General features: G+C 64.8%; 11 protein-coding genes. 3 read left to right on the top strand and 8 right to left on the bottom strand.

Annotated elements, in window-relative coordinates:
- Positions 1 to 104: 104 nt before the first annotated feature.
- Together B5F79_RS05695 and B5F79_RS05690 are read right to left on the bottom strand one after the other, a co-directional pair.
- Positions 105 to 1,334: an ATP-binding protein gene (locus B5F79_RS05695; RefSeq protein ID WP_087218635.1), complete on the bottom strand. Its 1,230-nt coding sequence runs from the start codon at positions 1,332 to 1,334 to the stop codon at positions 105 to 107.
- Between the two features lie 311 nt (positions 1,335 to 1,645).
- Positions 1,646 to 2,167: a nitroreductase gene (locus tag B5F79_RS05690; RefSeq protein ID WP_087218632.1), complete on the bottom strand. Its 522-nt coding sequence runs from the start codon at positions 2,165 to 2,167 to the stop codon at positions 1,646 to 1,648.
- Between the two features lie 497 nt (positions 2,168 to 2,664).
- Here B5F79_RS05690 and B5F79_RS05685 point away from each other — a divergent pair, with 497 nt between their 5' ends.
- Positions 2,665 to 3,516, top strand: coding sequence for an EamA family transporter (locus B5F79_RS05685; protein ID WP_206391046.1), 852 nt, complete (start codon positions 2,665 to 2,667; stop codon positions 3,514 to 3,516).
- Positions 3,517 to 3,633: 117 nt separating this feature from the next.
- Complete coding sequence (locus B5F79_RS05680) at positions 3,634 to 4,002, top strand: ACT domain-containing protein (protein ID WP_075575905.1); 369 nt, start codon at positions 3,634 to 3,636, stop codon at positions 4,000 to 4,002.
- 72 nt (positions 4,003 to 4,074) lie between these two features.
- Here B5F79_RS05680 and B5F79_RS05675 read toward each other — a convergent pair whose 3' ends face one another.
- The 3 genes from B5F79_RS05675 to guaA form a co-directional block, all read right to left on the bottom strand.
- Positions 4,075 to 4,290 (bottom strand): AAA family ATPase, encoded by a 216-nt coding sequence (locus B5F79_RS05675; RefSeq protein WP_241147260.1) that lies wholly within the window; start codon positions 4,288 to 4,290, stop codon positions 4,075 to 4,077.
- A gap of 285 nt (positions 4,291 to 4,575) precedes the next feature.
- Positions 4,576 to 5,877, bottom strand: a complete 1,302-nt coding sequence (locus B5F79_RS05670) for an ATP-binding protein (protein ID WP_087218629.1) — start codon at positions 5,875 to 5,877, stop codon at positions 4,576 to 4,578.
- 98 nt (positions 5,878 to 5,975) lie between these two features.
- Positions 5,976 to 7,565: a glutamine-hydrolyzing GMP synthase gene (gene guaA / locus B5F79_RS05665; protein ID WP_087218626.1), complete on the bottom strand. Its 1,590-nt coding sequence runs from the start codon at positions 7,563 to 7,565 to the stop codon at positions 5,976 to 5,978.
- A gap of 206 nt (positions 7,566 to 7,771) precedes the next feature.
- Here guaA and B5F79_RS05660 point away from each other — a divergent pair, with 206 nt between their 5' ends.
- Positions 7,772 to 9,379 carry an LCP family protein gene (locus B5F79_RS05660; protein WP_143786248.1) on the top strand — a complete coding sequence of 536 codons (1,608 nt, stop codon included), beginning with the start codon at positions 7,772 to 7,774 and terminating at the stop codon, positions 9,377 to 9,379.
- Positions 9,380 to 9,593: 214 nt separating this feature from the next.
- Here B5F79_RS05660 and ychF read toward each other — a convergent pair whose 3' ends face one another.
- The 3 genes from ychF to B5F79_RS05645 all read right to left on the bottom strand — a co-directional run bounded on the left by ychF (position 9,594) and on the right by B5F79_RS05645 (position 13,069).
- Entirely contained in the window at positions 9,594 to 10,670 is a 1,077-nt protein-coding gene (ychF, locus tag B5F79_RS05655) for a redox-regulated ATPase YchF (RefSeq protein WP_087218619.1), read from the bottom strand.
- Between the two features lie 14 nt (positions 10,671 to 10,684).
- Positions 10,685 to 11,980: a 4Fe-4S binding protein gene (locus B5F79_RS05650; protein ID WP_087218616.1), complete on the bottom strand. Its 1,296-nt coding sequence runs from the start codon at positions 11,978 to 11,980 to the stop codon at positions 10,685 to 10,687.
- Positions 11,981 to 12,076: 96 nt separating this feature from the next.
- On the bottom strand, positions 12,077 to 13,069 hold the full coding sequence (locus B5F79_RS05645; RefSeq protein ID WP_087218613.1) for a glycosyltransferase: 993 nt from the start codon (positions 13,067 to 13,069) through the stop codon (positions 12,077 to 12,079).
- Positions 13,070 to 13,124 lie beyond the last annotated feature (55 nt).

Below are 13,124 nucleotides of genomic sequence, written 5' to 3'. Positions count from 1 at the left end.
CGTTTTTCCCAATGGTATCGCCTTCCCCGTTTTTGTGTGCAATAGTACCGCCAGCACTTTTCCGCCCCATCCAGAATAGCCTTCTCAACTAACCATTTGACCTTTTAGAAAGCTCTTCTTTCCTGCATAAACTCGGGGATGTTGGCGTGGGCAATGCCGTCTCTTCGCTGAATGGGATCGTTCCGCGTCAGTAAATGCTTGGGGTAGTTATCTTTGATTTGGACGAGCGGGCGGTACTCGCGGTCCTCGGTCTTCCGGTCGCTCATGATGGTCATCGCCACCTGCACGTAGGCGTACTCCATCTCGGGCGAGCGCATGACGAAGTCGCATTCGAGCTTGCCGATGCGCCCCACGCTCACCTCGTAGCCCAGGCTCCTCGCGTAGCAGTAGACGATGTTCTCCAGCACCGGCCCGTAGTTGATGCGGTTGTCCGTGTTGAGCGCGAAGTAGAAGCCCAGGTCGGCGAGGTAGTACTTCTGCTCGCCCTTGAGCGACTTGCGCGACTTCATGTCGAAGCGCGTGCACTTGCTAATGATCTTGGCGTCCTCGAGTATCTGGAGGTAGCGGTTGAGCGTCTCGCGCTTGATGCGAACGCCCTGCCGCTCGAGATCGGATTGGATGTTCGTGAGCGAGGTCGTCGCGCCGAAGTTGTTGATGACGTAGTCGCGCACCTGGTTGAAGACCGAGACGTTCTTCACCTTCACGCGGCGGCGGATGTCCTTCTCGAAGATCTCCTTGATGACGGAGCACACGTAGGCGCGCTTGTCCGCCATCTTGGGGTAGTCGAGCGCCTTGGGGAAGCCGCCCTCGAGGATATAGCGGTCAAGCTCGGCCACAGGGTTGGGGTCGACCGCCTGCCCGAGGAAGCGCTTCATCTCGCGGTACTCCTTGAAGCTGAGCGTCTGCACCTCGAACTCGACGTAGCGCCCCGTCAGCTTGGTGGCGAGCTCACCGGAGAGCAGATAGGAGTTCGACCCGGTGATGAAGATGGAGAATCCGCCCTCGGAGCGGAACTCGTTCACCACCTCCTCGAACCCCTCGACGTTCTGGATCTCATCGATGAAGAGGTACTTCATGCCGCGGGTCTTGAGCGCGGGCTCGATCAGCGCCTCGAGCTGTTCCGGCGTCTTCACCGAGCGGAAGCCGTACCGGTCGAGGTCGAGGTAGATGATCTGGTCCTCCCGCACCCCCGCGGCCCTGAGCTCCTCGGCGATGGTCTGCATGAGACACGACTTGCCACACCGGCGGACCCCGGTGAGGACCTTGATCACGCCGTCGTCGTGGTAGAACCCGCGGATCTTCCCAAGGTAGTCCTCGCGCTCGAACAAACGCATACTGGCCCCAATCTCTCGACTGGAGCCAGTATAGCAAATATCTCTTTTATCGGGGTATTTCTAGCATGATTGACGATTTATACCCCCATAACTGCCGAATTTCCTACTCCCACTCAGTAATCAAATCGTGCACTTCCATAGCCTCTCGTCTACGTGGTGTATCGGTGTCCCCCTATTCGCCAGAATCTGGCAATTTTCGAGCACTTGAGTTGAACTCAATATGAACTCAACGCCGATGTTCGCTCGACAGCTTCCGAGCGGCTTGCATTCCCGCCGAGGAGGACGGACGCCTCTGGCAAGACCAAATCCTGCTAGATGCGCACAACATAGCCGTCCTTGCGCGGGGCGGCCGCGCCCTCGGGCCCCGCGGCGTATCCCAAGGCGATGGCGCCCACGCCGCGCAGCGTCTCGGGCAGGCCCCACTCCCTGAGGAGCGCCTTGCCCTCCGCGCTGTCGAAGACCTCACGCTCGCGGTGGATCCAGCAGCTGGCGAGCCCCAGGGCATGCGCCGCGAGCATGAGGTTCTCCAGCACGCAGGAACCGTCCTCAACGAAGGTGCCGCGTCCGCCGTCGGCGAGCACGACCACGATGACCGGGGCGCCATAGTACGGGTCGGTGTCCCTGCCCATGACGGCGGCGTTGAGCCGACGCAGGCGCTCGCGGGTCTCGGGGTTGGTCACCGCCACGATTACCGGAGACTGATGGCCGCCGCCGGTGGGCGCGAAGGTGCCCGCCTCGAGCACCTGATCGAGCAGCTCCTCCGGCACGGGCTCCGCCGTGTATGATCGCACGCTGCGACGCGTCCTGATGAGGTCGATAAGGTCGTTCGCCATGATGTCATGTCCTTTCTCCCGCTGGTGCTGTCTATATAGAAAGGCCGCCCGTCTGCCAGAGGCAGGCGAGCGGCGAAAAGATGACGGTATCCGGAAAAATCCGCTGCGATTTTCGAGACCCATTATGGCCTCAACGTCAGCGCTGTCAAGAGCCGAGGGCGATCCGACCATTCCTGCTTGACATTTTCGAAGAACCCTCGACAATTTAGTCCGTCTAAAAACGTGTGGACTTTTCTGGGCGCAAGCCACCTTTTTGCCACGCAACCGAGCTTCGGTCGCGTGGCCTTTTCTTTGTCGGCGGTCGCCAACCGCATGGTCTCTCTTCCGACAGCTCGAAACGTACGAAGCCATGCCCCGCGCGAGGCGGGGCGCGGGAGGGAGAGAACATGGGAAGCGCAATCAATTCGCAAACGCCATCTACGGACGCCTCGTCTTCGCAGCATCGCCAGGTTACGGCCGCCCTGCAGGTATTTGCCGGCGGGGCCTGTTATGGCGCGATGGCAACCACGTACAAGCTTGCTTACGCAGCAGGCTTTACCTCCGCGCAGGTGGTGGCGAGCCAGGCGTGGTTCGGCTGCCTGTTCTTCGTACTTGCAACGGCTGTGAAACTGGCGCGCGGCGGGCGCTTGGTTCGCCTTACGGGCACGCAGGCGCTCAAACTCATGGGGCTTGGCGCCCTAACCTGCACCACTTCGATCCTGTACTGCTACGCCATGAGCGTGCTCCCCGCACCCGTAGCGCTCACGCTGCTGTTCCAGTTCACCTGGATGGGACTCATCTGGCAGACCATCATAACGCGGCGGGCGCCCAAGCCCCTCGAAATCGCCTCGGCCGCGGTCATCGTGTTCGGCACCGTGTTCGCAAGCGGCGTCTACAAAACAGGGCTCGCCGGCTACGACCCCGTCGCCCTCGTCTGTGCCCTCGGAGCGGCTGTGACCTGCTCTCTGTTCGTCACGTTTTCTGGCAAGGTCAAGGCTAGCTGCTCCAACGAGCAGCGAGGCGTCATCGTGTGCCTCGGCGCGGGCATCATGTCGCTCACTGTGTGTCCCAACTACCTCGTCTCCGACGTCGTCTTCCAGGGCATCCTGCCCTTTGCCGCCGTAGCGGGATTCTTCGGCCTCATGTGCCCGGTGCTGCTCTTCGGCCTGGGCTCCCCGCACCTGCCCGCCGGCCTCTCCACCGTCATGGCGGCCGCCGAGCTCCCCGCCGGCCTTCTCATCGCCATGATCGTGCTTGGCGAGCCCCTCGGTGTCATCGAATGGCTGGGCGTGGTCGTTATCCTCGCCGGCGTGTGCCTCGCGCAAGTGCCCGCGCTGAGAGGGGCTCGTGCGCAGAGGCCGACGGCATAGCCGCGCCAATGAGGCAGCTGCGGCCTCCGAACGTTCGGTCGGATGCCGCAGCCGGCGGGGACAATGCGATTATCTAAGGGGAAAGGGCGGAATCGGAATGCAGGAGGGGCAGGCGCCATGAAGCCGAAGGAGCTCGATCGGGAGTTCTCCGTATGCAAGGTGGAGGACTACTCGCTGGTAGATCTGAGCGCAGAGTACAGCTTCATCGGCAAGACGGATGAAGAGAACTCCCTGGTATGCGCCACCGGCGATGTCCCGTCGAACGTTGTTGAGCGAGACGACAGGTGGAGGGGCTTCCGCATCCAAGGGATGCTGAACTTCCCTCTCATCGGGATACTGGCCGGCATCGCGGAGACACTGGCGGGGAACGGCATCTCGATCTTTGCCATCTCGACCTACAACACCGACTACGTTCTGGTGAAGAAGGAGAGCTACCAGAGGGCGCTGGACATTCTCGAGCGCGCGGGATACGAAATCGTCGAGTGACGGCACCGCCTTCTCCTGGGCAGCGTCTTTGTGGTGCGCCTGCCCCTCACGTAGGAGGACACGGGGGTGTCTCTATATCGTGATGCCCTTTTGATACGGGGCCACGCGAGCGAGCGGCATGCCTCCGCGCACCGCGTACTCGGCCCAGCCCTGGTAGCGGTCGCCGCCGGAGCCTTGCATGAACTCGGAGAAGGACAACGGCCGTATTCGAACCTCGTCCCCGCGGCCCCGGAACTCCGTCATGACGTCATGCGAGAGGAGCTTCGAGTTGCCCCCCCCGTCACGCACACGTCGACGTTTCTCATGCGCAGAAGCCCGTTGAGTCTGTTGAGGTATTGGTCATGCCCGATTTCCACGCGTACCTCATCTTGGTTTCCAAGTCGGTTCTATTGAGCAGTTTTGCCGTATGCGGCATTTCTTCTCAATAGAAGTGTCTTGTGCCACAGAGACGCCCGGCTCAAAATGCTGTCACGCTAAACACGTCCCGCTCAAATCACTGCATGTCCCATCTCCGGCCCTACGACCATTGCCGCCTCCCCGTAAACAGTCACGCAGACCATCACATTGCTCGGCCTATCCCCACAACCCCATGTTTGACATCGCGTGCAGCGGGACGTTCCTCATCCAGTCCTGCTCGCGGTAGCCCGACAGGCTGAAGCGGACGGACTTGATCTCCGGGTGGGCGCCCTTGAACGCCCGGAGGCTCTTGGCGCGCAGGTTCTCCTCCGCCTTCACCTCGATGGCGTAGACGCTATTCGGCCCCTGCGCCAGGAAGTCGATCTCTCCTGAAGAGTTCTCGGCCGACCAGTAGTACGGCGTGAGCCCGCAGTCGGAAACGAGCTGCTGGCAGACGTACTGCTCGGTGAGGGAGCCCTTGAACTCCTCGAAGATCTCGCTGCCCCCGACGACCGTCTCCTTGTCGAGCTCCGCCATCGCGCCCAACAGGCCGACGTCCACAAGGAAGAGCTTGAAGGCCGTATCGTCAGCATAGGGGGCCAAAGGGATGCCAGGCTTCGAGATCCTGCGGACGAGAGTCGTGATGCCGGCCTGCGTGAGCCACGTGATGCCCGCCTGGTAGTTCCGTGCCCGCGCACCCGAAGCAATGTGGCTGAACACGAACTTCTTGTTCTCCCTCCCGAGATGGGACGGGATCGACCGCCACGCGGCGAGCGCGTACTCGGTCTCGGTCCTGCTCAGGTGCTTCGAGATGTCGCGCTCGTAGCCGCGCAGGACCTCAAGCTGCACCTCACGCGCATCCTCCAAGAGACCTCGCTCAAGAAAGACGCTCACCGCCTCCGGCATCCCCCCGACGTAGTAATACTGGCGGAGGAGCGGAACGAACTTGCTTGAGAAGCCGTTGATGAGGCTCGTGTCTCCCGTGTCGATGAGGTCGCAGAGCGTCCGGTTCCCCGTTGCGACAAGAAACTCCCGAAAGCTAAGGGGATAAAGGTCAAGCGTATTCACCTTCCCGACGGGGTACCCGCTTCCCTCGTGCACGGTGATGCCCAGAAGCGAGCCGGCCGCAGCCACCACGTACCCGGGCGCGTCCTCGCAGAAGTACTTGAGGGAGGTGAGCGCCTTCGGGCACGCCTGGATCTCGTCAAGGACGATGAGGGTGCCGCCCTCGGACACGACCTCCCCCGTCTCGAACTGGATGGCCGAGACGATGCGCGGGATGTCGTAGCCCAGCTCGAACTGCTCGCGCATCCTTGGGTTGTCGTCGAGGTTCACGTACGCGACGTTCTCGAACTGCGTCCTGCCGAACTCCCGGAGAAGCCACGTCTTGCCCACCTGGCGCGCGCCGTTGAGGATGAGCGGCTTGCGACGGAGCCCGTCCTTCCAGGCAACGAGCCCATCCATGAGGAATCGTTCCATACAAGCTCCTCTCCTAAAATAGATACGGCCTTATTTTCGCACAGAATGGCGAAAATAAGGCCGTAATAAAGCAAGTTTTGGAGAAAATCAGGCGGAATTTATTCCCATTCGATCGTCGCGGGAGGCTTGGGCGTGACGTCATAGACCACGCGGTTCACGCCGGGCACCTCGGCCACGATGCGGCTCGAGATGCGGCCCAGCACGTCGTAGGGCAGCTTCGCCCAGTCCGCGGTCATCGCGTCGCTCGACTCCACCGCGCGCACGATCACCGGGCGCGCGTAGGTGCGCTCGTCGCCCATGACGCCCACGGAGCGGATGTCGGGCAGCACGGCAAAGTACTGCCAGCAGCTGTGCTCGGAGTTGCGCTCGCCCGTCTCCTCAAAGAGGCGCTCGTTGTAGGCGTCCAGCTCCTCGCGCACGATGGCGTCGGCGTTCTTGAGGATCTCGAGCTTCTCGGAGGTCACCTCGCCGATGATGCGGATGGCAAGGCCCGGTCCCGGGAACGGCTGACGGTAGACCATGCGGTCGGGCAGACCGAGCGCCACGCCCAGCTCGCGCACCTCGTCCTTGAAGAAGTGGTCGAGCGGCTCGATGAGGTCAAAGTGCACGCCCTCGGGGAAGGGGATCAGGTTGTGGTGGCTCTTGATCGTGGAGGCCTTGCCGCCCGTCTTGCGCGCGCCGGACTCGATGATGTCCGGATAGATGGTGCCCTGCGCGAGCATCTCCACGCCGCCGATGCGCTGGGCCTCGTCGAAGAAGACCTTCCAGAACTCGGAGCCAATGCGGCGGCGCTTCTCCTCCGGCTCGGTCACGCCGGCGAGCAGACGCTCGTAGCGGCGCTCTGCGTGGACGTGCACGAGCGGCACCTGGAACTGATCGCGGAAGACCTCCTCGACCATCTCCGGCTCGCCCTTGCGGAGCATGCCGTGGTTCACGAAGACGCAGGTCAGCTGGTCACCGATGGCGCGGTGCACGAGCGCGGCCACCACGGAGGAGTCCACGCCGCCAGAGAGGCCCAGGATGACCTTGCGGTCGCCCACCTGCGCGCGGATCTCCGCGACCTTCTCCTCAATGATGTTGTCCATGGTCCAGGTGGCGTCGAGTCCGCAGATGCCAAAGAGGAAGTTCTCCAGCAGCGCACGGCCGTGCTCGGTGTGGCGCACCTCCGGGTGGAACTGGGTCGAGAAGAGCCTGCGCTCGGGGCACTCCATGGAGGCCACCGGGCACACGTCCGTGGAGGACGTGACGACGAAGCCCTCGGGCACGCGGCTCACGGCGTCGCGGTGGCTCATCCACACGGTCTGCTCGTCGGGCGTGTCCGCGAACAGAGCGGACTCGCCGTCGCGCACGATCGTGGCCGGGCCATACTCGCCCACCTCAGAGTGCGCGACCTCGCCGCCCAGCGTCACCGCCATGATCTGGTGCCCGTAGCAGAAGCCGAGCACCGGCACGCCAAGCTCGAGGACACCCGGGTCGATCCTGGGCGCGTCCTCCGCGTAGACGGAGGCCGGGCCGCCGGAGAGGATGATGGCGGAGGGCCCCATGGCGGCGAGCTCGTCTGCGGGGATGTCGCACGGCACGATCTCCGAGTACACGTGCAGATCGCGCACGCGACGCGCGATCAGCTGGCCGTACTGGGCGCCAAAGTCCAGAACCGCGACGAACTGCTTGGGGGTGGCCTCGCTCATACATCCTCCGGTCTTCTCGACGCGCACGGAGAGCCGTGCGCCGGAACGTGATTCAGGAAATGCAACCTCAACATTATTGCCGGTTTTCTGGAAAACGCGCCCATTTTTGGGCCCTTCATGCGTCATTCACCCAACTTCTCTATCATTTATGCGTCTGAATCGAGCCGCCAGCGGGGCCACAGGCCTCCACAACAGAAGGGGCCGTTGTGGCCGACAAGAGAAAACACCGGCAGATGACCAGCGCCGAGCAGGCGCGCTACTCGGAGAGCCGCTACGGGCGCGGGGCCGCTGAGGCACAGCCCGCAGCCGCGGCGCGGCAGGCGGCCGAGCCGCGCCCCATGACCGAGCCGCGCACGAGCCGCCGCTCCTCCTCGGGGCGCCCTGCCGGCGCCCACATGGCGCCCTCCCGCGCCGAGGGCGTTGAGGCCTATCGCCAGCGCCGCAGGAAGAAGGGTGCGGGCCGCGTGCTCAAGGTCCTTCTCGTCACCGTCCTGGTGGTGCTCGCCGGGGCGGGCACGGCGGTGGGCCTGTGGCTCGCGGACCTCAACGGCCGCCTTGCGGACAAGGACGTGGTGAGCGACGACCTCCGCCAGCAGCTCGTGGCAGTGGAGCCCCAGGAGCCCTTCTACATGCTGCTCCTGGGCGTCGACAAGAGCGAGGGCCGAGCGGAGGAGTGGGGCGCCGACACCTCCAACTTCCGTGCCGACACCATCATCCTCACGCGCGTGGACGCGCCCGCACAAAAGGTGACCCTCGTCTCCATCCCGCGCGACACCCTCGTGGACATGGGCGAGAACGGCGAGCGAAAGATCAACGACGCCTACGCCATCGGCGGCGCGGCGTACATGACCGAGATCGTCTCCGATTTTGCAGACGTGGACATCTCGCACTACGCCGAGGTGGACTTCGAGCAGCTCACCTCCATCGTTGACACCATCGGCGGCATCGAGGTCACGCTGCCGGTGGCAATCCACGACGACTACGCCGTCATCGACCTGCCCGCCGGCACGCAGACCATCGACGGCGCCACCGCCCTTGGCCTGTGCCGCGCGCGCCACGCCTACGACGACTACGGCGGAGGCGACTTCTACCGCGCCGCCAACCAGCGCATGGTGATCGGCGCCATCGTGAAGAAGGTCCTCCAGCTCGGTGACATCGCCACCATGGCGACCACGGTCTCCGAGCTCGCGGACAGCGTGAGCACGGACTTCAGCGCGACGGACATCCTCAGCCTCGTGGCGCAGTTCCGCAGCTTTGACGTGGACAACAACATGTACTCCGGCCAGACCCCCACGGTCTCCGAGTACATCAACAGCGTGTGGTACGAGATTCCCAACCAGGCAGCCTGGGAGGAGATGATGGCGCGCGTGGAGGCCGGCGAGTCCCCCTACTCCGACGCCAGCCAGGACTTCACGGCAGGCGTTGCCGGTTCCATCGGCTCTGGCTCCAACATCACGGAGGGCGAGGTCGACACCACGTCCGAGGATTCGGAGGAGGACGAGGAAGCGGTCACCGAGCCCGAGGTCACGCCGGTCTACTCTGGCTCCGTCTTCGTGCTCAACGGCGCGGGCATCAGCGGCCTGGGCGCGAGCACGGCCGACACCCTCAACTACACCGGCTTCTACGCCAGCTCCGACAACGCGTCCTCGTTTGGCAACACCACGACCACGATCTACTACAACGGCAGCGCCGAGGGCGTGGCCGCGGGCGTGGCCGAGACGCTGGGGCTCAGCAGCTCCCACATCCGCGAGAACGACGGCACCTACAGCACCGAGTACGACGTCATCGTGCTCCTGGGCGAGGACATGGGCTAACCAGCCGTCGCATCAGACGCACGGCGAGAAGAACGCGGGCCCGCAACCCAAACAGGTTGCGGGCCCGCTCGTCCTTCTCGCCCTTTCCAGCTGCCCTTCTCGACCGCCCTTCAATCGCTGACGGCAGGCCGCCCGCCGACCTTCTAAGCAGTAGTTTTTGAGCGCGAAGCGCGAACACTCCTGCGTGAAGGTCGGCGGGCGGCCCCTCCTGACGTCACACGTTGAACCTGAAGTGCATCACGTCGCCGTCCTGGACGACGTAGTCCTTGCCCTCGATACGGAGCTTGCCGGCGTTCTTGCAGCCCGCCTCGCCGCCGAGGGTGACGTAGTCCTCGTAGCTGGCAACCTCGGCCTTGATGAAGCCGCGCTCGAAGTCCGAGTGGATGACTCCGGCAGCCTCGGGGGCCTTGGCGCCCACGCGCACGGTCCAGGCCTTGACCTCCATCTCGCCGGCGGTGAAGTAGCTCTGGAGGCCCAGCAGGCGATAGGCCGCCTGTGCCAGCGTCTCCAGGCCACTCTTCTCGAGGCCCAGGTCCGCGAGGTACTCGGCGGCCTCCTCGGGCTCGAGCTCGGAGAGCTCGGCCTCGACCTTGGCGCAGATGGGGATGGGGGTCACGCCGTCGATGGGCTCGAGCTCGGCGCCCAGCTCGTCCTCGTCCACGTTTGCCACGTAGAGGATGGGCTTCATGGTAAGCAGGAAGAGGCCGCGCGTCTCGGCGCGCTCCTCGTCGGTCATCTCCATCGTGGCGGCGCGGTTGCCCTCGTTCAGCCACGCGAGCAGGCGGCGCGCCACCTCGTACTTGGGCGCAAGCTCCTTGTCGCGCTTGGCGTCCTTCTCAAGGCGCGGGAGCTGCTTCTCGAGGGACTGGATGTCCGCGAGGATGAGCTCGGTCATGATGGTGTCGGCGTCCCCCGCCGGATCCACGAACTCGCCCACGCGCCCTACCTCGCGCATGACGTTGGGGTCCTTGAAGTAGCGGACGACCTCGCAGATGGCGTCGGTCTCGCGGATGTTGGCGAGGAACTGGTTGCCGAGGCCCTCGCCCTCGTTGGCGCCCTTCACAAGGCCGGCGATGTCCACGAACTCCACCGTCGCGGGCACGATGCGCCCGGGGTGCACGATCTCCGCGAGCTTGGCCAGGCGCTCGTCGGGCACGTCCACGATGCCCACGTTGGGGTCGATCGTGGCAAAGGGGTAGTTGGCCGCGAGGCCGCCCTTCTTGGTGAGGGCCGTGAACAGGGTCGACTTGCCCACGTTGGGCAGGCCCACGATGCCAATGGAAAGCGACACGTTCTTCTCCTTACCTACTTCTCGGACCCGGACTCGCCGGACCCGTCGTCGAGCTTCTCGAGGACGTCCGCCACGCGCCCCAGCTGCTGCTTGCCCTTCTCCATGTACTCGGACGCCTTGGCCTTGGCCTCAGCCTTCTTGCGCGCGAGCTCCTCGGCCGCCTTGTCGGGAATCACGAGCTCGTGCACGTCCATGGGCTCCATGGAGAGCGCGCCGTCCTCGCAGACCGTGACGCACGCGCCGCAGCCCACGCAGTACGCGTTCTTGACCGTGACGTTGCCCTGCCGGTCCAGGTCGAGCGCGTGCGTGGTGCAGACCTGCGCGCAGTCCCCGCACATGGTGCAGAGCGAGGAGTCGCAGACGGGCGCCTCGAGGCGGATGAAGTCCGCGAGGCCCTCGTCGTGCTGGAGGGCGCCCATCATGAGCTTGCGCCCCTGCGTGAGCACGCGCTGACGGTTGTTGGAGGCCTTGGCGCCCACCGCGGACTCGAGGTCGCGCTGGAGCTGGTCGAGGCGCTTGGCGTGGTCGGAGACCTTCTTTGCCACCGCCTTGGCGCCGGCGAGCGCCGGGTTGGTGCGAGAGACCAGGCGCTCCGCGGAGTGGATGGCCCCGCTCACGAACTGGCTGCGCTTGTAGGCGCGCGTGAACTCGTGGTTCATGGCGGATTCCTCCGCCTCGAGGCCCATGGCCGCGTCCGCCCACTCCTCGGCGGTGGCGATGGCGTCGGTGTAGACCTCCTCGCCCGTGGTGGTGCGACAGCGGTCGCAGATGCCCACCGGCAGGTAGACGTTGATGTTGTCGTAGTCCGCGAGCAGGGAGAACCAGAGGTCGCGCGGGACGGAGCCCACGCAGGCGAGCACGACCTCGTTGCCCTTGGGAACGCGCTTGAGGGCACGGGTGCAGGTGACGTAGCACTGCTCGTAGGCGGACGCCACGCGCGCAATCTGGTCGTAGACCTGGCGCGGGGCGTGCCTGCGGGTGGAGATGGTCTCCGTGGGGCACACCGCGGCGCACAGGCCGCACTTGCGACAGTCCTCGCCAATGAGGACGGACTTGTTGTGTATCCTCAGCGCGCCCTTCACCGGGCAGACGTCCAGGCAGCGAGAGCACACGTCCTCGCGCCCGGAGGCGACCCGCAGGCACTTGTTGGAGTTGGCGAAGGGCTTCTCCTTGTAGTCCGCGGGATTGAAGACCTGGCGGTCACCCTCCCCCACGAGGGAGTCGACCATGTTGCCCGGCAGGTCGGAAAGGGCCCGCCAGTCGCTCTGCAGGTCAATGAGCTCATCTAGGAAGTCGCGCTTCTCGGCCACAGGCCTTCCCCTCTCAAGGTCGTATCGGCAGCTCTTTATTGTACGCCTTGCGGCCCGCCGGGTCCCGGTGCGAGCGAGAAGGACAGGGGGTCCGGCCTAGCCCAGGGGCGGCATGGGCTCCCAGCCAGGGTCATGGAGAATCTTGCGCGCGTCACGGTGGCCGGCGACGAGGCGCGCCATGCCGCTTCTGAGGTGGCTGCGGTCCACGATCAGCAGGCGCACGAGCTCCTTGGCAAACGTGAGGAAGGTGCCCAGCGCAAAGCCGGGCGCGCTGTAGTCGCCGTGGAGCATGAAGTAGCGCGCCATGTAGCCGCGGTTGCGCGTGATGTAGTAGCGCGTCATGTCAGAGGTGGAGTTGAGCTGGCGGACCGAGCCGATCTCCTTGTTGGCAACCTCGCGGCGCCGCGAGAGCACGTAGTCCGGCACGTAGTAGACGTCGCAGACCTTGCTCGCAAGGTAGCCGTAGAGGGCGTCGTCGAGGTAGATGAAGAAGCGGGCGTCCGGCAGGCCGATCCGCTGGACCACGCGGCGCGAGAAGAACCCGCCCTCGAAGCACAGGGCGTTTGCGAGCTTGTAGCGCTCACCCGGTCGCCAGCCGTCGCGCGAGAGGGGGTTGTAGATGGCCAGCCGCGGCCAGAAGCGGTGCTGCCAGAAGAAGTGGCCGCCGTCGAAGTCCCTCCGCTGGCCCATGATGGCGTCGGCCTCCTCGGACCAGCGGGCGAGCACCTCGAGTCCCTCCGGCAGGACGGCGACGTCGTCGTCCATGACCCAGAACCACTCGGCGCCCAGCTCAAAGGCGCGGCGCACGCCCTCGGAGAAGCCCCCGGACCCGCCGGTGTTCTCCTCCATGGGCACGTAGACCGTGCGGTCAGTGCCGCCGAGCGCGTCCGGGTCGTCCGCCGTGGGACCCCAGAGCCCCTCTGCGCGCACGGCAAAGTCGCGGGCCACGCACTCGGTCTCCGGAGAGTTCTCGTTGTCCACGACCACCACGCGCCACGGCGCGATCGTGAGCCCCAGGATGGAGTCGAGCAGCTCCGCCAGCAGCCCCTGACGCTTGTAGGTCACTATGACGATGGCCGGACGCCTCATCCCACCCCTCCCGGGCTCGTTGCCAATCCGCGTATAGTATAGGGTACGTCCCCGA

It is taken from the genome of Olsenella sp. An285, assembly GCF_002159625.1.
GTDB classification, from domain to species: Bacteria; Actinomycetota; Coriobacteriia; order Coriobacteriales; family Atopobiaceae; genus Thermophilibacter; species Thermophilibacter avicola.
This window is presented reverse-complemented; position numbering and strand designations above follow the sequence as displayed.